Origin of the sequence: Wenjunlia tyrosinilytica (assembly GCF_014646055.1) — a bacterium.
GTDB lineage: Bacteria > Actinomycetota > Actinomycetes > Streptomycetales > Streptomycetaceae > Wenjunlia > Wenjunlia tyrosinilytica.
Window position 1 is genome coordinate 210,151 of sequence record NZ_BMMS01000002.1, and the last position, 17,845, is coordinate 227,995.

Consider the following 17,845-nt stretch of genomic DNA (forward strand, 5'->3'; position numbering starts at 1 on the left):
AGGACATGCGCAAGGGACGACGTTGGCCCTCTGCGATTTCGTGCAGGTTACATGATGACTTGAGCTCTCGAAAAGCGGATACTCAATTCCAGCATGTGGACTTCCAGGGGGTGCGCGCGAGGGGGCGACGGTGCCCGTGGCGCCACGATCTGATTCCCGGTGGCGAGACCTTCGAAACCCGCTGGTAACGCGTCACCCTACAGCGGTGCCGAACAACGTTCCCAGGAGGAATGTCACACCGGCGGCGGCTCCGCCGAGCACGAGCTGACGCAGCCCGCTGTAGAGCCAGGAACGGGCGGTCACCCGCGCGACCAGCGCACCGCAGGCGAACAGGCCGACCAGGGCGACCACGACCGCCGCCCACAGCTGGGTGGCGCCCAGCAGATACGGCAGGACCGGCAGGATCGCCCCGAGGCCGAACGACACGAACGAGGACACGGCGGCCGTGGTGGGCGACGGCAGATCGCCCGGGTCGATGCCCAGCTCCTCGCGGGCGTGGATCTCCAGGGCCTGCTCGGGGTCGTGGGAGAGCTGCTCGGCCACCCGCTCGGCGAGATCCCGGTCCACACCGCGCGCCACATAGCGGTCGGCCAGCTCACGCTGCTCGTCCACGGGGTTGCGGCGCAGCTCGCGGCGCTCCACCTCCAGCTCCGCCTCGACCAGGTCGCGCTGAGAGGCCACGGAGGTGTACTCGCCCGCCGCCATGGAGAACGCGCCCGCGGCCAGACCGGCGAGACCGGCGATGATCACGGTCTGTCGCGAGACGTCACCGCCGGCCACACCGGTCATCAGGGCGAGGTTCGAGACCAGGCCGTCCATCGCTCCGAACACCGCGGGGCGCAGCCAGCCACCGGTCACGTCGCGGTGGCTGTGGTCGTCCCGGTGGACGGCGGCTATGGAGAGTGCTTCGGTGGCGGCCATGCCCTCGACAGTAGCCGGGGTGACGGTAGCTTTCCAGCAAGGTAAGGCTGCCCGAACAACGCTCTGACCAGCAAGGTTAGGCTTTCCGAACCCCCGGACGGTGAGTCGGCCGGAGGTCGGTGAGGGGTCGGCGGGGGGTCGGCGGGGGCGTCCCGGAAACGGCGAGGGCCGCCCTGCCGAAGTGGCGGGCGGCCCTCGTTCGAGGTGCTTCAGGTGTTGGAGGCGCCTTGGATCCGCGGCGCTACTTCTCGGCGCCGTTGCCGACCTTGCGGTTGCCGCCGGACTCGGCGTCCGCCGCGGCCTCGGACTCGCCGTTCGCCGATTCCCCGGCCTTGGACAGGTCCGGCTTCCCCGTGGCCCTGGTCTCGGCGTTCCCGGCGCTGTCGGCGCTGTCGGCCTCGGCGGCACCGCTCGGCTTCGACCCATTGGCCTTGGCGTCGGCGGCCCTGCCGTCGTCGGCCCTGTCCTCGCCGGCCCTGTCCTCGCCGGTCCTGCCGTCGCCCGCCTCGGCTTCGGCGGCGTCCGCGGTGCTCTCGGCCTGCTCCCCCTCGGCGAGCGCGGCCCGGGGCTCCACGATCTCCTCGCGGCCCGGCCGCTTCTTCGCCGAGATCACGAGGTACGCCACCGCCCCGGCGAAGACCAGGATCGACGTCCAGTCGTTCAGGCGCAGGCCCAGGATGTGGTGGGCCTCGTCGATGCGCAGGTACTCGATCCAGAACCGGCCCACGGTGTACGCGGCCACGTAGAGCGCGAACGCGCGCCCGTGCCCGAGCCGGAACCTCTTGTCCGCCCAGATCACCAGCAGGGCCACGCCGATGCACCACAGGAACTCGTACAGGAACGTCGGGTGGTACGTGGCGACGTCCATGCTCCCGGCCGGGCGCTTGTCCGGGTCGATCCTCACCGCCCACGGCAGGGTGGTGGGCTTGCCGTAGAGCTCCTGGTTGAACCAGTTGCCCCAGCGGCCCACGGCCTGGGCCAGCGCGATACCGGGGGCCACCGAGTCCGCGTACGCGGGCAGGGCGATGCCGCGGCGGCGGCAGCCGATCCAGGCGCCGAGCGCTCCGAGGGCGATCGCGCCCCAGATACCGAGGCCGCCCTCCCAGATCTTGAGGGCGTCGACCGGGTGGCCGCCCTTGCCGAAGTACGGCTCGTACGTCGTGATGACGTGGTAGAGCCGCCCGCCGATCAGGCCGAAGGGCACCGCCCACACGGCGATGTCCGCGACGGTCCCACTCTGTCCGCCCCGGGCGATCCATCGCCGGTTGCCGAGCCAGATGGCGATGAAGACGCCGAGGATGATGCAGAACGCGTAGCCGCGCAGCGGGATCGGACCGAGATAGATCACGCCGCGAGAGGGGCTGGGGATGTATGCGAGTTCCATGGCAGGGATGACGCTACTACGTGAACGAGCGATGCCGCCGCCCCGGGAGGGCGGCGGCATCGCTCGCGTTCTCGGCCCGGGGCCGCTTCGGGGCCGGTTCCGGGCTGTTTCCACCGGCTTTTCCCACCGCCCTTTCCCAACGGCCTTTCCCAACGGCTTCGCCCACCGGCTTGGTCCGCGGCCTTTGCGGTCGTCGGAAGCCGCCGTCGGGCGGGCGGCCGATGGCCGCCCGCCGCGGACGGTCAGGAGCCCGTCGGCGAGGGCGCCTTCTTCTGCAGGGCGTCGACCTTCTGCTCCAGCCGCTGCGGGGTGAGCGGGTTCTGCTGGTCGGCGTTGAGGTTCTCGCCGTTGAGCAGGATGGTCGGGGTGGAGGTGTACCCGGACTTGTTGAACGCGTTCTGGGACTTCTTCACCCAGCCGTCGTAGGTGCCGTTGTCGACGCACGCCTCGAACGCCTTGTTGCCCTTGAGCGCCGGGACCCGCTGGGCGAGCCGGATGAGCGTGTCCTTGTTGCCGAAAGCGTCCTGGGTCTCGGGCGGCTGGTTGGCGTAGAGCACGTCGTGGTACTCACGGAACGCTCCCGCGTCCTGGGCGCAGGCGGCGGCGTTGGCCGCGTTCTTGGAGCCGGAGCCCCCGAGGTTGTTGTCGATGAACGCGACCAGGTGGTACTCGGTCCTGAGCCTGCCCTGGTCCTCGAGCCGGGCGATCGTGCCGTGGAAGGCCTTCTCGAACTGGCCGCAGGCAGGGCAGCGGAAGTCCTCGTAGACGGTGAGGGCGGCCTTGGCGTCGGCCCTGCCGACCGGGATGACCAGCCTGCCCTCGCCGATCGTGCCCTTCGGTGTCGCCACGGGCTTGTCGGACGCCGAGTTGTCACCGCCGCCGCGGTTCGACACCAGGACACCGACGACGGCCGCGATGGCCAGGACCGCGACCACCACACCGAGGACGGTGAGCAGCCTCAGGCGTTTCGCCTTGGACTCCTGCCGTCGGCGTTCCTCCTGCAGCCGCGCACGGGCGGTGCGCTTTCCCTCTCGGTTGTTCTCGCTCACCCCATGACGAACGAGGCGGGTGGCCCGCCGTGACCGGCCCGGACGGCCATTCCCCCGAAAGAGATCGATTCTCCTCGGGGGCGCCGCCGGGCCGGTCACCGCGGACGCGGTGCTGTCGCCGGGCCCGCGCGCCTAACGGCTTGCGCGGCCGCGGCTTGCGGTGCCACGGCTTGTGCGGCCACAGCTTGTGCGGCCACAGCTTGTGCGGCCACAGCTTTGGGGCTAAGCGCGCGAGCGCACACCCTTGGCCAGTTCCCCGGCCAGTTCCCTGACCCCGGCGAGCCCGGTCTCGACATCCTCGGCGTCGAGCAGGCGCTTGACGAAAGCGGACCCCACGATCACGCCGTCGGCGAACCCGGCGACCTCGGCGGCCTGCTCGGCGTTGGACACCCCGAGTCCGACGCAGACCGGCAGATCGGTCGTGGCCCGGGTGCGCCGGACCAGGTCCTCGGCCTGCGCGCCCACGCTCCGACGGGTGCCGGTGACGCCCATGAGCGAGGCCGCGTACACGAAACCGGTCCCGGCCGCGGTGATCTTCGCCAGCCGCTCGTCACGGTTGCTCGGGGCGACCACGAAGACGGTGGCCAGTCCGTACTTGTCGGCGGCCCCGCGCCACAGGTCGGCCTCCTCGACCGGCAGGTCGGGCAGGATGGCGCCCGCTCCCCCGGCCGCGGCCAGCTCGGCGGCGAACCGCTCGACTCCGTAGCGGTCCACGGGGTTCCAGTAGGTCATCACCAGCACGGGTGCCCCGGCGGCGGTGACCTCCTTGACCGTCCGCAGCACATCGGCGATGCGCACGCCCTGACGCAGGGCGATGTCGTCGGCGGTCTGGATGACGGGGCCGTCGAGGACCGGGTCGCTGTGCGGCAGGCCGATCTCGACGATGTCGCAGCCGCCCTCGATCATGGCGGTGACGGCGCGGACGCCGTCGCCGATGGTGGGAAAGCCCGCCGGCAGGTAGCCGACCAGGGCGGCCCGGTTCTCCGCCTTGGCCGCGGCCAGCACGGAACTGAGGTCGCGCACGCTCACTTGCCCTCCTGCGAACCGTTGTAGAGGCCGAAGTAGCGAGCGGCCGTGTCCATGTCCTTGTCCCCGCGTCCGGAGAGGTTGACGACCATCAGGCCGTCGGGGCCGAGCTCCTTGCCCAGTTCCAGGGCCCCGGCGAGGGCGTGGGCGCTCTCGATCGCCGGGATGATGCCCTCGGTGCGCGAGAGCAGGCGCAGCGCCTCCATCGCGTCGGCGTCGGTGACCGCGCGGTACTCGGCCCGCCCGGAGTCCTTCAGCCAGGAGTGCTCGGGGCCGATGCCCGGGTAGTCCAGGCCCGCGGAGATCGAGTAGGGCTCGACGATCTGGCCGTCCTCGTCCTGGAGCACGTAGGAGCGCGAGCCGTGCAGCACACCGGGCTCGCCCGCGGTCAGGGTGGCCGCGTGCTCGCCGGAGTCGACTCCGTGACCGCCGGCCTCGAGGCCGACCAGCCGCACCCCGGCGTCCGGGATGAAGGCGTGGAAGAGGCCGATGGCGTTGGAGCCGCCGCCGACGCAGGCCACGACGGCGTCCGGGAGGCGTCCGGTGCGCTCCTGGATCTGGCGGCGGGCCTCGACACCGATCACCCGGTGGAAGTCGCGGACCATGACCGGGAAGGGGTGGGGTCCGGCGACCGTGCCGAGCAGGTAGTGGGTGTTGTCGACGTTGGCCACCCAGTCGCGGAACGCCTCGTTGATCGCGTCCTTGAGCGTGCGGCTGCCCGAGGCCACCGGGACGACGTCGGCGCCGAGCATGCGCATCCGGGCGACGTTGAGCGCCTGGCGCTGGGTGTCGACTTCGCCCATGTAGACGACGCACTCGAGGTCGAGCAGGGCGCACGCGGTCGCGGTGGCGACGCCGTGCTGGCCGGCGCCGGTCTCGGCGATCACACGGGTCTTGCCCATGCGCTTGGTCAGCAGGGCCTGGCCGAGCACATTGTTGATCTTGTGCGAGCCGGTGTGGTTGAGGTCCTCGCGCTTGAGGAAGACGCGGGCGCCGCCCGCGTGCTCGGCGAAGCGCTTGACCTCGGTGAGGGCACTGGGGCGCCCGGTGTAGTTGACGAGCAGGTCATTGAGCTGAGCGGCGAACTCGGGGTCGGACTTGGCCTTCTCGTACTCCTCGGCGACCTGGTCGATCGCGGCCACGAGGGCCTCGGGCACGAATTTGCCGCCGAACTCCCCGAAGTAACCGCGTGCGGAAGGCACCTGGCCGTCGAGGTCGGGCAGGAAAGTCTCTTGCGTGGACATGTCTGGTCCCCTCGGTGAGAGGTTGAGAAAAGGGTATGGCGAAAGGCTCGGCCGATGAGCGGTGAAGCGGTGGGGCTTCAGCCGAGAAGACGCCATCGCCTCCCCTGGACCTGTCCTGGCTCGCAGCCGATCACATACCGGCAGCAGCGGCCGAGCACCCGGCGTGCGGGGGCCCGGCAGCCGCGCGGGCGGCAGCCGCGCTGGAGGTCGGCGCCGAGACGCAAGGGGGGCGTCGCGGCGGCGCTCGGCGCAGCGGTCGGCATGGCCGGTCAGCCCCGCCCGTGCCGCAGCGCCGGGTGGGCACCAGCGGCCACGAGGTCGGCGACGGCCGTCCTGGGGTCCCGGCCCGTGACCAAGGACTCGCCGACGAGGACGGCGTCGGCGCCGTCGTTTGCGTAGGCGATCAGGTCGTGCGGGCCGCGGACGCCGGACTCGGCGATCGTGACGATGTGGTCCGGGATCTCGGGCGCGACCCGGGCGAAGTTGCCGCGGTCGACCTCGAGCGTCTTGAGGTTGCGGGCGTTGACGCCGATGACCTTCGCGCCGGCGTCCACCGCGCGCTCGGCCTCGTCCTCGTCGTGGACCTCGACCAGCGGGGTGAGCCCGATGGACTCGGCCCGCTCGATGAGGGAGACCAGGGCCTCCTGGTCGAGGGCGGCCACGATGAGGAGGGCGAGGTCGGCGCCGTAGGCGCGGGCCTCCCACAGCTGGTAGGAGGTGACGATGAAGTCCTTGCGCAGGACGGGGATGTCCACCCGGCCGCGTACGGCCTCGAGGTCGGCGAGGGAGCCGCCGAACTTGCGCTGCTCGGTCAGCACACTGATCACGGACGCGCCGCCCGCCTCGTAGTCGGCCGCGAGGCCGGCCGGGTCGGCGATGGCCGCGAGGGCACCCTTGGAGGGGCTGGAGCGTTTGACCTCGCAGATGACCTTCACGCTGTCACCGCGCAGCGCGGCCGCGCCGTCCTTGGCAGCGGGCGCCTTCGCAGCGCGCTCCTTGAGTTCGTCGAGGGAGACGCTGGCCTGACGCTCGGCGAGGTCGGCACGGACTCCGTCGATGATCTCGTCGAGCACACTCACGCGAGGTACCCCTTCCGTAGGCGGTCACGTGATCCGGTCACGCATGCCGATGGTATCCGGCGGTGGCCCCCCGTCCCTCATCCGGGCGGAACGAGTCCCACAGAGTGGACAACTCGGGGCAAGTGGTAGGGCCTTATGCGCTGGTCAGGAGGGTGTTACGGGGCCAGAACGGATCCGAACGGGAGATTGCGGACCAGCATGAACACGAGGGCGAGGGCCATGATCAGCCAACCCTGGACCGGCCGGAAACGGAGGTCCATGGGGCGGCCGCGCGCGGCCCGGTGGAACCAGAGGCCGAGGAACACGGCGAAGAGGCCGAAGGCGGCCACCGCGAGGGCGTTGAAGCCGAGGGCCGCGGTGAGGTCGCCGTGCGCGATGGCGTGCGCGCTGCGCAGGCCGCCGCAGCCGGGGCAGTAGATCCCGGTGAGCCGCAGGAGGGGGCAGACGGGATAGTGGCCCGGCCGGTTGGGATCGACGAGGCCGACGTAGGTGAACGCGGCGGCGGCACCGACCGCGGTGGCGGTGGGCGCGAGGAGCCTGGTCACGGCCGGGACCGCTGTGGTCTGGTTCACCCCGGCATTGTCCCCCGAGCGCGGCGGGCACGCGCGGGCACGGCGCCGCTTGGGGCGCCGCGCCCGGGCGGGAGTTCTCAGCGGCCGGTGGCGGGGGCCTTGCCCATGCCCGCCATCTGCATGGCCTTGCCGACGACGCCGCCGAGGGCCACGACGGCGAGGCCGACCCACATCAGGACGGGGCTGGCCAGGACCACGGCACCGCCCGCCACGCAGAAGCCGATGAACGCGATTATCACGCCCGTCCAGGCGGCCGGGGTGTTTCCGTGGTGGCTTGCCGACATGAGTGCTCCTTGTCCTGTCCCAGTGCCCGACGGCGGGCACGCGGCCCATTCTCCCCGACCCCGAATCCAGCCCCGGACCGGGTCCCCGGTCCGGGGAGGAAGAGGGTTCCAGGTGAGACGTGTGAGCCGGAAGAGGCGACGGATGGGACATGTGTGGCAAGCCGAGTGATCAGCACCACTGCGCTCCGGCCGCCGGCCGCGAGGGCGCATGACGACGCAACGCCGACGGGAAGCCGCCCCAGCCGGGCGGGCGGGACCGACGCCACACGCGGGCGCACCCCGCGACAACCGGGACGGCGACGTGCGCCCCCGGACTCGCGTAGGACCCCCGCGACAGCCGGGACGGCGACGTGCGCAGCCTGGGATCGGGCGCTTCCCCCAGGACCCACTCCGGAGCCGGTCGGCGAAGCCACACGCCCAGGACGTCGGCCCGGCCCCCAGCCGGGCGGGCGGGACCGACGCCACACGCGGGCGCCCCCCGACAACCGGGACGGCGACGTCCGCCCCCCGGACTCGCGTAGGACCCCCGCGACAGCCGGGACGGCGACGTGCGCAGCCTGGGATCGGGCGCTTCCCCCCGGACCCACTCCGGAGCCGGTCGGCGCAGCCACACGCCCAGGACGTCGGCCCGGCCCCCAGCCGGGCGGGCGGGGCCGACGCCACACGCGGGCGCCCCCCGCGACAGCCGGGACGGCGACGTCCGCCCCCCGGACTCGCGTAGGACCCCCGCGACAGCCGGGACGGTCCCCTCGCCCTCCGCAGGGGTTACTTGTCGCCCGCCGTCGGGTCCTCGCCTCGGTCCAGCGCCTTCCACATGTCTTCGGGGCGGTCCGCGTCGCGCGGCGCGGGGCGGCGGGCGCCGGGGGCCTCGTAGCGGGAGGACATGCCCGGCCAGTCGCGGCCTCGGGCCAGCGCCACCAGGCCCGCGAGCAGGAGCAGCAGGCCGCCCACCGCCGTGACCCAGGGCCAGGCGGTGTGGGAGACACCGGTGGCCACCGCGTTGGACAACCCCGTGGCCTTGGCGGCGGCCTCGTTCAGAGCCTCGGTGTCCCCGGCGCCCAGCACGGCCGCCGTGATCACTCCCGCCCCGGACAGGGCCAGCAGCGCCGAGACAGCCAGTCGCCCAGCCCCGCGCACCGCGAAGACCGCCACGAGCGCGGCCAACCCGACGAGGGCGAGGGCTGCGGGGACGGCCGTCACCTCCCGCCCGCTCACCGTGAGCGCGAACGCCCCCTGCCTGCCCTCCGCCCAGGTGCGGCCCACCGAGAGGAGCACCAGCGCCGCCCCCGCGACCCCGAGGACCAGGGCGGCGGCGATGGCGCCGCGCGCGGGGGGCCGCCCGGTCTCGGGGGCTGGGTTCTCGGTCATGGTGCTCACTTGGCTCCGGTTCGGGACCCCGCGGGGGTGATCGTCGACGCGGTGGCGATCGCCCGCAGCACGGCCGCCGCCTTGTTGCGGCATTCGGTGTCCTCGGCCACCGGATCGGAGTCGGCGACCACTCCCGCCCCCGCCTGCACATAGGCGGTGCCGTCACGCAGCAGGGCGGTGCGGATGGCGATGGCGGTGTCGGAGTCGCCCGCGAAGTCCAGATAGCCCACGCAGCCGCCGTACAGACCGCGCCGGGTCGGCTCCAGCTCCTCGATGATGCGCATCGCCCGCGGCTTGGGCGCCCCGGAGAGCGTCCCCGCCGGGAAGCACGCGGTGAGCACGTCGAAGGCCGTGCGTCCCGCCGCCACCTCACCGACCACCGTCGAGACGATGTGCATGACATGGCTGTAGCGCTCCACGGACATGAAGTCCACGACCTCGACACTGCCCGGGCGGCAGACCCGCCCGAGGTCGTTGCGCCCGAGGTCCACGAGCATCAGGTGCTCGGCCCGTTCCTTGGGGTCGGCCAGCAGCTCCGCCGCGAGGTCGGCGTCCTCCTGCGGCGTGGCACCGCGCGGCCGGGTCCCGGCGATGGGGTGCGCCATCGCCCGCCCGTCCTCGACCTTGACCAGCGCCTCGGGGCTGGAGCCCACGACGTCGAACCCCTCGAACCGCAGCAGGTACATGTACGGGCTGGGGTTGGTGGCGCGCAGCACCCGGTAGACGTCGAGGGCGCTGGCCTCGCACGGTGCCTCGAACCGCTGCGAGGGCACGACCTGGAAGGCCTCCCCCGCGCGGATCTGCTCCTTGATGTCCTCGACGGCATCCTGGTAGGCCGGGCCTCCCCAGTGGTGGGTGTACTCGGGCACACCGCTGGGCTCGAACGCCGAGGGTCGGGTGTCGACGGGCCTCGCCAGATCGGCCGCCATCGTGTCCAGCCGGGCGACGGCGTCGGCGTAGGCGGCGTCCACGCCGGTGTCGAGGTCGTTGTGGTTGATGGCGTTGGCGATCAGCCACACGGTGCCGTCCTCGTGGTCCAGGACGGCGAGGTCGGAGGCGAGGAGCATGGTCAGCTCGGGCAGCTTCAGGTCGTCCCGGGCGATCTCCGGCAGCTTCTCCAGGTGCCGGACCACGTCGTAGCCGAGGTAGCCGACCATGCCGCCGGTGAACGGGGGAAGCTTCAGCAGGCCGTCGAGGTCGTGCGGGGTGTGCAGTGCCTCGATCGTGGCCCGCAGGGCGGCCAGCGGATCCCCCTCGGTGGGCACGCCCACGGGGGGCGCGCCGAGCCAGTGCGCCTGGCCGTCCCTTTCCTGGAGCGTGGCCGCGCTGCGTACGCCGATGAAGGAGTAGCGCGACCAGGACCGGCCGTTCTCCGCGGACTCCAGCAGGAAGGTGCCGGTGCGCTCGGCGGCGAGCTTGCGGTAGAGGCCGACCGGGGTGTCGCCGTCCGCGAGGAAGCGCCGGGTGACGGGGATGACCCGGCGGTCGGCGGCGAGTTTGCGGAAGGTGTCGAGGTCGGGGGTGACGATGCCCGTGGTCATGTCTGCGCAGCCTAGTGGGCCCCGCCGAGCGGCAGCTCATCAGCGTCGAAACACGTGCGGTCCCCGGTGTGGCAGGCGGCCCCCACCTGGTCGACCTTGACGAGCACGGTGTCGCCGTCGCAGTCGAGGGCGACGGATTTCACCCGCTGCACATGCCCGGAGGTGTCGCCCTTGACCCAGTACTCCTGGCGGCTGCGGCTCCAGTACGTGCAGCGGCCGGTGGTGAGGGTGCGGTGCAGTGCCTCGTCGTCCATCCAGCCGAGCATGAGCACCTCTCCGGTGTCGTACTGCTGGGCGACGGCGGGGAAGAGGCCGTTGGGGTCGCGCTTGAGGCGGGCGGCGACGTTCGGGTCGAGGCCGGACGGGCGTGCAGACATGCCTCCATTGTGCCGCCGCGACGACCCTGCCGCGGTCATGGCCGACGACTGCGGCGTTGTACGACTTTCGTCGTGCCGCGGCCTCAATGTCACTCGTTTGGGGCATGCTTCGGACATGACCGCGCCACCACCGCCTCCGCCGCCGAACGAACCTCCGAACGCCGGGGGAGGCTTCGGCCCACCGCAGGGCTTCGGCCCACCGCCCGAGGGCTACGGCTACCCGGGGCCGGCCGACGGCCCACCGCCGGACCAGGGCGGCTACGGCTACCCGGGCGGATACGGCGGTCCGGGCGGCTATGGCAACGCGATGCCGCCGGGACCGCCCTATCCCCCGCCGGGCGGGCCGGGTCCCGGAGGCGGCGGCCGCAACGGCCCGATAGCCGCCGCCGTCATCGGCGGGGTCGTCGTCCTCGCGCTGGCCGTGGGCGGCGCCGTGGCCCTCATGGGCGGCGGCGACGGGAAGAAGCACCCCGAGGCCGCGGACAGCAGCACGGTTCCGAGCCCGAGTGTGTCGCCGACGCCGTCGTTCACGCCGACGTTCTCCCCCGAGCCGCTGCCGTCGATCTCGATTCCCATGCCGAGCATCAACTTCAGCGACCTGTACCCGAGCAACCTGTTCTCCAGCACACCCCGCCCCACCGGGAGCACCATCCCGTACGTGGCCCTCAAGCCGGGCCAGTGCTTCAACACCCCCGGCCTGGACAAGAGCGTGGACCACATCGTCACGCTGTCGTGCAGCAAGCCGCACGACGGGGAGGTCATCGGCAACGCCACGCTGTCGGGCACCTTCTCCTCCGACAAGGCCATATCCACGAAGGCCGGCGAGCTGTGCCGGCCGAAGGCGGACCGGGCCGCCAAGAGGCAGGCGGACGGCCGGATCTACTACAACTACGTGCTCCATCCGGTCCTCAGCACCTACCAGGTGGGCATCAAGACCGTCTCGTGCTCCCTGACCGCGAGCAACAAGCAGGGCGGCCGGAAGCTCACCCACCCCCTGAAGTAGACGCAGGTGAAGTGGGTGAAGTGGAGGCCGGTGAAGTGGAGGCCGGTGAAGTGGAGGCCGGTGAAGTGGAGGCCGACCGGCCCCCGGGGCGGGCCCGGCCCCCTGCGGCGCCAGGGCGCGCCGGGCCCCGTCCCCGGGCGTACCGCCGTAGGGTTGAGGCATGTCGACTCATGCCCAGCGTGAACGTCTTCTCCTGGCCGACCTGCTGGAGAGCGTCGGACCCGACGCTCCGACGCTGTGCACCGGCTGGACGACCCGTGATCTGGCGGCCCATCTCGTCGTGCGCGAGCGGCGCGGCGACGCCGCCGGAGGCGTGGTGATCAAGGCCCTCGCCCCCCGCCTGGAGAAGGTGCAGGCCGAGTTCACGGCGAAGCCGTACGAGGAGCTGGTGCGGCTGTTCCACTCGGGGCCGCCGCGCTTCTCCCCGTTCGCCCTCAAGCAGGTGGACGAGGCGGCGAACACCGTGGAGTTCTTCGTGCACGGCGAGGACGTCCGGCGGGCGCAGCCGGACTGGGCGCCGCGGGAGATCGACCCGGTGTTCGCGGACGCGCTGTGGAAACGCTTGGAGGCGTCGGCCAAGATGCTGGGCCGCAAGATCCCCTCGGGTCTGGTGCTGCGCCGCGGCAACGGCCAGACGGTCGTGGCGCACAAGGGTGTCCCCGTGGTCACGGTGCACGGTGAGCCCAGTGAGCTGATGATGTTCATGTTCGGCCGTACCGAGCACGCCGATGTGGAGATCGAGGGCGACAAGGACGCAATCGCGAAAGTGCTCTCGCGGCCGCAGTTGGGCATCTGACCTGGGCAGAGGCGGGCATGGGCGGGGGGGGCCACCGGTAGGCGACCGGTGGCCCCTCGGAATTTTCGCGTGCGCTTCCCTCGTTAGCGATATATCGTCGATATGACTTGCCGTTCGATCATGGAGGCACATGCCCAGCCCCTCCCGCCCTGCCGAGCTGCGCCGCATAGCCAGGCTCTTCGGGCCGTACAAGGCGCAACTCACCACCGTCCTGGTCCTCATCGGAGCCGCCTCCGCGGTCTCCCTCGTCTCCCCGTTCCTCCTGCGCGCGATCCTCGACACCGCGATCCCCCAGGGCCGGACGGGGCTGCTGTCGCTCCTCGCGCTCGGGATGATCACCGTCTCGGTCGTCAACAGCGTGCTCAACGTCACCCAGACCTTCATCTCCACGAGTGTCGGCCAGCGCGTCATGCACGACCTGCGGGTGCGCGTCTACGCCCATCTCCAGCGGCTCTCGCTCGGGTTCTTCACCCGCACCAGGACCGGTGAGATCCAGTCCCGCATCGCCAACGACATCGGCGGGATGCAGTCGTTCGTGACCAACACGGCGACCACGATCGTCTCCAGCGTGACCACGGTGGTCGCCACCGTCGTCGCCATGTTCGCGCTCGACTGGCGGCTGACGCTCATCTCTCTGGCGCTCCTGCCCGTCTTCGTCTGGATCAGCCGAAGCGTCGGGGCCGAGCGGCGCCGGATCACCCGCAAGCGCCAGGAGAAGATGGCACTGCTCACCTCCAGCGTCGAGGAGTCGCTGTCGATCAGCGGCATCCTGCTCGGGCGCACCATGGGGCGGGGGCCCAGCCTGGTCGAGGACTTCACCCGGCAGTCCGACGAGCTCGCCGAGCTCGAAGTGCGCTCGTCCATGGCCGGACGCTGGCGGCAGTCGTCGATCCAGATGGTCATGGCGGTCATCCCGGCGGCGATCTACTGGGGCGCCGGTCTGACGGTGGCCAACGGCCGGGGGATCATCTCGGTCGGCACGATCGTCGCCTTCGTCACCCTGCAGAACGCGCTGTTCGGGCCCGCGATGTCCCTGATGCGGGTGGGCGTGCAGATGCAGAGCAGCCTGGCCCTGTTCACCCGCGTCTTCGAGTACCTCGACCAGACCCCCGAGATCACCGAGAAGCCGCACCCCGTGACCGTGGACCGGGAGGACATCCGAGGCGAACTCGCCTTCGAGGACGTCGACTTCCGGCACACCGCCGACTCCCCGCTCGTGCTGCGGGAGATCTCGCTGCGTGTACCGGCCGGCGGCAGCCTGGCGCTGGTCGGTGAGACCGGTTCGGGCAAGTCCACGCTCGCCCAGCTGTCCGCCCGCCTCTACGACCCGTTCCGGGGGCGGGTCACCCTGGACGGGGCCGATCTGCGGGAGCTGTCCTTCGACACCGTGGCGGACGCGGTCGGGATGGTCTCGCAGGAGACGTATCTACTCCATGCCTCGATAGCGGACAACCTGCGGTTCGCCAAGCCCGGCGCCACCGACGAGGAACTGGAGGCGGCCTGCCGGGCCGCGCGCATCCACGACCGGATCGCCGAGCTTCCGGACGGCTACGAGACGCTGGTCGGCGAGCGCGGACACCGCTTCTCCGGCGGAGAGAAACAGCGCCTGGCCATCGCGCGAACCCTGCTGCGCAACCCTCCGGTCCTCGTGCTCGACGAGGCGACCAGCGCCCTGGACAACCGCACCGAGCAGGAGGTCCAGCGGGCTCTGGACACGCTGGCGAAGGGCCGGACGACGATCACCATCGCCCACCGTCTGTCCACGATCCGGGGCGCCGACCGCATCGCGGTCCTGCACCGGGGGCAGGTCGTGGAGTACGGCAGCCACGACGACCTGCTGGCCCTCGACGGGCGTTATGCCCGGCTGTACCACCGCGACGGCTCACTGCCGGAAGCGGACCCCATCGAAGCGGACCCCGTCGAAGCGGACCCCATGGAGCCGGGCAGCATCGGAACGGACACCATCGGAACGGACACCGCAGAGGCGGACACCAGGCAGGCGGACACCGCCGAGACCTCTCCCGTGGGGACCGGCGCGGTCACCTCACCCACGGGGCCGAAGGCCGTCGAACACGAGGGCCAGGAGCCGGCCGGCGTCCTCGGGTGAGTCCTCCACCGCGAGCGACGGACCGCCCCCGCACCACCCTCACCGCATCACCTCAGCGCACGGGGTGCCCGGCCTGCCGCAGGGCGTCCTTGACCTGGGAGATCCGCAGGTCACCGAAGTGGAAGACACTCGCGGCCAGCACCGCGTCCGCGCCCGAGGCCACAGCCGGGGCGAAGTCGCCGAGCCCGCCCGCGCCGCCGGAGGCGATGACCGGAACGGCCACCTCCTTGCGCACGGCCGCGATCATCTCGGTGTCGTAGCCGTCCTTGGTGCCGTCGGCGTCCATCGAGTTGAGCAGGATCTCGCCCGCGCCGAGCCCGGCGGCGCGGGCCGCCCACTCGACCGCGTCGATCCCGGTGCCGCGGCGGCCGCCGTGCGTGGTGACCTCGAACCCGGAGGGCGTGCTGGTGCCCTCCGGGCAGCGGCGGGCGTCCACCGACAGCACGAGCACCTGGCGGCCGAACCGCTCGGCGATCTCCCGGACCAGTTCCGGCCGGGCGATGGCGGCGGTGTTGACGCCGACCTTGTCGGCGCCCGCCCTCAGCAGCTTGTCGACGTCCCCGGCCGTGCGGACGCCGCCGCCCACGGTCAGCGGGATGAAGACCTGCTCCGCGGTGCGGCGCACCACGTCGTAGGTGGTCTCCCGGTCCCCGGAGGAGGCGGTGATGTCGAGGAAGACCAGTTCGTCGGCGCCCTCGGCGTCGTAGACCTTGGCCATCTCCACCGGGTCGCCCGCGTCCCGCAGGTTCTGGAAGTTGACGCCCTTCACCACCCGGCCGTTGTCCACGTCCAGGCACGGGATGACCCGTACGGCCAAGCTCACTGCTTCGCTCCTGATCCCCTGTAGGCGTCGACTTCCACCTCGACGAGCATCCGCGAGTCCACGAAGCCCGAGACCACGAGCATCGTGGCCGCCGGGCGGACGGCGTCGAACAGCTCCTTGTGGGCCCGGCCCACCGCTTCCACGTCACGGGAGTGGACGATGTACATCCGGGTGCGGACGACGTCGGCGGCGGTCAGCCCCAGCTCTTCCAGGGCCTTGACGGCCACCGCGAACGCCGTCCTGGCCTGCTCGTAGGGGTCGCCCTCGTGCTCGATGCCACCGCCGACGAAGGCGGTGCAGCCGGAGACGTGGACATGGTCCCCCGCCTCGGCGGCCCGGGAGTAGCCGAAGGCCTCCTCCCAGTAGTTGTCGGACGAGACGCGGCGCGAGCCGACCCCCGGCCGGGGGTCGGGAGTGGGTTCTGCGGTCATCGGGACACTGCCTCCAACGCCTCTTCGAGGGTGAACGCCTGGTCGTACAGGGCCTTGCCCGTAATGGCGCCCTCCACACCTTCCGGCACGAGTGCGGCGAGCGCGCGCAGATCGTCCAGCGAGGAGATGCCGCCGCTGGCGACGACCGGCTTGACGGTCGCCTTGCACACATTGCGCAGCAGTTCCAGGTTCGGCCCGGTCATCATGCCGTCCTTGGCGACGTCGGTGACCACGTAGCGCGAGCAGCCGTCGGCGTCGAGGCGGGCCAGGGTCTCGTACAGGTCGCCGCCGTCGCGGGTCCAGCCGCGGCCCCGCAGGGTGGTGCCGCGTACGTCCAGGCCCACCGCGATGCGGTCGCCGTACTCGGCGATGGCCTTGCGCACCCAGTCGGGGGACTCCAGGGCGGCGGTGCCGAGGTTGACGCGGGTGCAGCCGGTGGCCAGGGCCGCGCGCAGCGAGTCGTCGTCGCGGATGCCACCGGACAGCTCCACGGCCACGTCGAGGCGGCCGACGACCTCGGCGAGCTGCTCGCGGTTGTCACCGGTGCCGAAGGCCGCGTCGAGGTCCACCAGGTGAATCCACTCCGCGCCCGCCTCCTGCCAGGCGAGGGCGGCGGCCAGCGGGTCGCCGTAGCCGGTCTCGGTGCCGGACTCGCCCTGCACCAGGCGGACGGCCTGGCCGTCACGGACATCGACGGCGGGCAGGAGCACGAGGCGGTTGCTGCTCATGAGCGGGATTCTCTCCGGTTGGCGGTTCGGAACAGCAGGGTAGATCGGGACAGCGGGATCACAGGGTCTCGAGCCAGTTGCGCAGAAGCCGGGCCCCGGCCTCGCCGGACTTCTCCGGGTGGAACTGGGTGGCCCACAGCGGCCCGTTCTCCACCGCGGCCACGAACGGCTCGCCGTGGTGGGACCAGGTCACCTGCGGAGCGCGCAGGTGCTCGGCGGGTTCGAGCTCCCAGGTGCGCACGGCGTAGGAGTGGACGAAGTAGTACCGGGCCTCCGCGTCGAGTCCGGCGAACAGTGCACTGTCCTGCGGGGCCTTCACGGTGTTCCAGCCCATGTGCGGGACGACGGGCGCGTGCAGCGGCTCCACGGTGCCGGGCCACTCGTCGCACCCGGCGGTCTCCACACCGTGCTCGACACCGCGCGAGAACAGGACCTGCATCCCGACGCAGATGCCCATCACCGGGCGCCCCCCGGACAGCCGGCGGCCGATGATCCAGTCGCCGCGCGCCTCGGTCAGCCCGCGCATGCACGCGGCGAACGCCCCGACGCCGGGGACGAGCAGTCCATGGGCGTTCATCGCCTCGTCGAAGTCGGCGGTGATCTCCACGTCGGCGCCGGCGTGGGCCAGCGCGCGCTCGGCGGAGCGGACGTTCCCGAAACCGTAGTCGAAGACGACTACGCGCTTGCTCATCGTGAGAGCCTCTTTCGAAACGGGCTGAAACGGGCCGAAACGGGCCGTATGGGCTACAGCCGCATCAGACCGGCGCCGAGTGACATCACGGCACCGAGGCCGAGCAGCACGATCACGCCGGTGGGCAGCTTCTGCTTGATGAAGGAGATCACGCCTCCGGCCAGGAAGAGACCGAGCGCGATGAAGGCGATGGCACCTTTGTCCATGTCCACTACAGCGTCCTCCGGTGCAGCGTCATCTGGTTCGCTTCTCCGCCCGCAAGGCGAAGGCGACGACCCAACGATCCCCACCGCCGGGCAGCCTCGCGCGCGACGCTCACAGTCATCTGGTTCGCTTCTCCGCCCGCAAGGCGAAGGCGACGACCCAACGATCCCCACCGCCGGGCAGCCTCGCGCGCGACGCTCACAGTCATCTGGTTCGC

At 71.7% G+C, this 17,845-nt stretch carries 20 protein-coding genes; 3 read left to right on the plus strand and 17 right to left on the minus strand.

Translation table 11 applies throughout. The features are described from left to right. Positions 1–192: 192 nt before the first annotated feature. The 12 genes from IEY86_RS03150 to hisI all read right to left on the minus strand — a co-directional run bounded on the left by IEY86_RS03150 (position 193) and on the right by hisI (position 10,845). Positions 193–921 carry a VIT1/CCC1 transporter family protein gene (locus tag IEY86_RS03150; RefSeq protein WP_189129914.1) on the minus strand — a complete coding sequence of 243 codons (729 nt, stop codon included), beginning with the start codon at positions 919–921 and terminating at the stop codon, positions 193–195. A gap of 241 nt (positions 922–1,162) precedes the next feature. Further along, positions 1,163–2,305: a prolipoprotein diacylglyceryl transferase gene (gene lgt / locus IEY86_RS03155; protein WP_189129915.1), complete on the minus strand. Its 1,143-nt coding sequence runs from the start codon at positions 2,303–2,305 to the stop codon at positions 1,163–1,165. Between the two features lie 242 nt (positions 2,306–2,547). Continuing rightward, a complete protein-coding gene (locus IEY86_RS03160; protein ID WP_189129916.1) occupies positions 2,548–3,354 on the minus strand; it encodes a DsbA family protein in 807 nt (268 codons plus the stop codon). Between the two features lie 222 nt (positions 3,355–3,576). Next, a complete protein-coding gene (gene trpA, locus IEY86_RS03165) occupies positions 3,577–4,383 on the minus strand; it encodes a tryptophan synthase subunit alpha (protein ID WP_189129917.1) in 807 nt (268 codons plus the stop codon). Beyond that, positions 4,380–5,624, minus strand: a complete 1,245-nt coding sequence (gene trpB / locus IEY86_RS03170; RefSeq protein ID WP_189129918.1) for a tryptophan synthase subunit beta — start codon at positions 5,622–5,624, stop codon at positions 4,380–4,382. Before trpB ends, trpA begins: the two co-directional genes overlap by 4 nt. A gap of 77 nt (positions 5,625–5,701) precedes the next feature. Then, a complete protein-coding gene (trpM, locus tag IEY86_RS36135; RefSeq protein ID WP_229698115.1) occupies positions 5,702–5,887 on the minus strand; it encodes a tryptophan biosynthesis modulator TrpM in 186 nt (61 codons plus the stop codon). Positions 5,888–5,893: 6 nt separating this feature from the next. After that, positions 5,894–6,703, minus strand: coding sequence for an indole-3-glycerol phosphate synthase TrpC (trpC, locus tag IEY86_RS03175; protein WP_189129919.1), 810 nt, complete (start codon positions 6,701–6,703; stop codon positions 5,894–5,896). 155 nt (positions 6,704–6,858) lie between these two features. Continuing rightward, entirely contained in the window at positions 6,859–7,275 is a 417-nt protein-coding gene (locus IEY86_RS03180) for a DUF2752 domain-containing protein (RefSeq protein WP_189129920.1), read from the minus strand. A 77-nt stretch (positions 7,276–7,352) separates the two neighbouring features. After that, a complete protein-coding gene (locus tag IEY86_RS03185) occupies positions 7,353–7,559 on the minus strand; it encodes an HGxxPAAW family protein (protein WP_189129921.1) in 207 nt (68 codons plus the stop codon). A 765-nt stretch (positions 7,560–8,324) separates the two neighbouring features. Then, entirely contained in the window at positions 8,325–8,927 is a 603-nt protein-coding gene (locus IEY86_RS03190) for a TIGR02234 family membrane protein (RefSeq protein ID WP_189129922.1), read from the minus strand. 5 nt (positions 8,928–8,932) lie between these two features. After that, the gene (locus tag IEY86_RS03195) at positions 8,933–10,468 is read right to left on the minus strand and encodes an anthranilate synthase component I (protein ID WP_189129923.1); all 1,536 of its coding nucleotides are present in this window, start codon (positions 10,466–10,468) and stop codon (positions 8,933–8,935) included. Positions 10,469–10,479: 11 nt separating this feature from the next. Continuing rightward, positions 10,480–10,845 carry a phosphoribosyl-AMP cyclohydrolase gene (hisI, locus tag IEY86_RS03200; RefSeq protein ID WP_189129924.1) on the minus strand — a complete coding sequence of 122 codons (366 nt, stop codon included), beginning with the start codon at positions 10,843–10,845 and terminating at the stop codon, positions 10,480–10,482. 115 nt (positions 10,846–10,960) lie between these two features. Between hisI and IEY86_RS03205 the strand changes: the two genes are divergently transcribed. The 3 genes from IEY86_RS03205 (at position 10,961) to IEY86_RS03215 (ending at position 14,751) form a co-directional block, all read left to right on the plus strand. Further along, a complete protein-coding gene (locus tag IEY86_RS03205; RefSeq protein WP_189129925.1) occupies positions 10,961–11,848 on the plus strand; it encodes a septum formation family protein in 888 nt (295 codons plus the stop codon). Positions 11,849–12,008: 160 nt separating this feature from the next. Next, complete coding sequence (locus IEY86_RS03210) at positions 12,009–12,644, plus strand: TIGR03085 family metal-binding protein (RefSeq protein WP_189129926.1); 636 nt, start codon at positions 12,009–12,011, stop codon at positions 12,642–12,644. Positions 12,645–12,774: 130 nt separating this feature from the next. After that, positions 12,775–14,751: an ABC transporter ATP-binding protein gene (locus IEY86_RS03215; RefSeq protein ID WP_229698116.1), complete on the plus strand. Its 1,977-nt coding sequence runs from the start codon at positions 12,775–12,777 to the stop codon at positions 14,749–14,751. Between the two features lie 52 nt (positions 14,752–14,803). Here the strand turns inward: IEY86_RS03215 and hisF are convergent, their stop codons facing one another. From hisF to IEY86_RS03240, 5 genes are read right to left on the minus strand one after another with little or no spacing between them, the layout of a single operon-like run. After that, entirely contained in the window at positions 14,804–15,574 is a 771-nt protein-coding gene (hisF, locus tag IEY86_RS03220; RefSeq protein WP_189129927.1) for an imidazole glycerol phosphate synthase subunit HisF, read from the minus strand. Further along, entirely contained in the window at positions 15,571–16,005 is a 435-nt protein-coding gene (locus IEY86_RS03225) for a RidA family protein (protein ID WP_189129928.1), read from the minus strand. Before IEY86_RS03225 ends, hisF begins: the two co-directional genes overlap by 4 nt. Then, a complete protein-coding gene (gene priA, locus IEY86_RS03230) occupies positions 16,002–16,733 on the minus strand; it encodes a bifunctional 1-(5-phosphoribosyl)-5-((5-phosphoribosylamino)methylideneamino)imidazole-4-carboxamide isomerase/phosphoribosylanthranilate isomerase PriA (protein WP_189129929.1) in 732 nt (243 codons plus the stop codon). The genes IEY86_RS03225 and priA overlap by 4 nt, the downstream gene beginning before the upstream one ends. Positions 16,734–16,791: 58 nt before the next feature. Then, positions 16,792–17,424 carry an imidazole glycerol phosphate synthase subunit HisH gene (gene hisH / locus IEY86_RS03235; RefSeq protein WP_189129930.1) on the minus strand — a complete coding sequence of 211 codons (633 nt, stop codon included), beginning with the start codon at positions 17,422–17,424 and terminating at the stop codon, positions 16,792–16,794. Positions 17,425–17,477: 53 nt separating this feature from the next. Then, positions 17,478–17,630 (minus strand): CG2302 family histidine operon protein, encoded by a 153-nt coding sequence (locus IEY86_RS03240; RefSeq protein WP_506016873.1) that lies wholly within the window; start codon positions 17,628–17,630, stop codon positions 17,478–17,480. Positions 17,631–17,845: the final 215 nt, after the last annotated feature.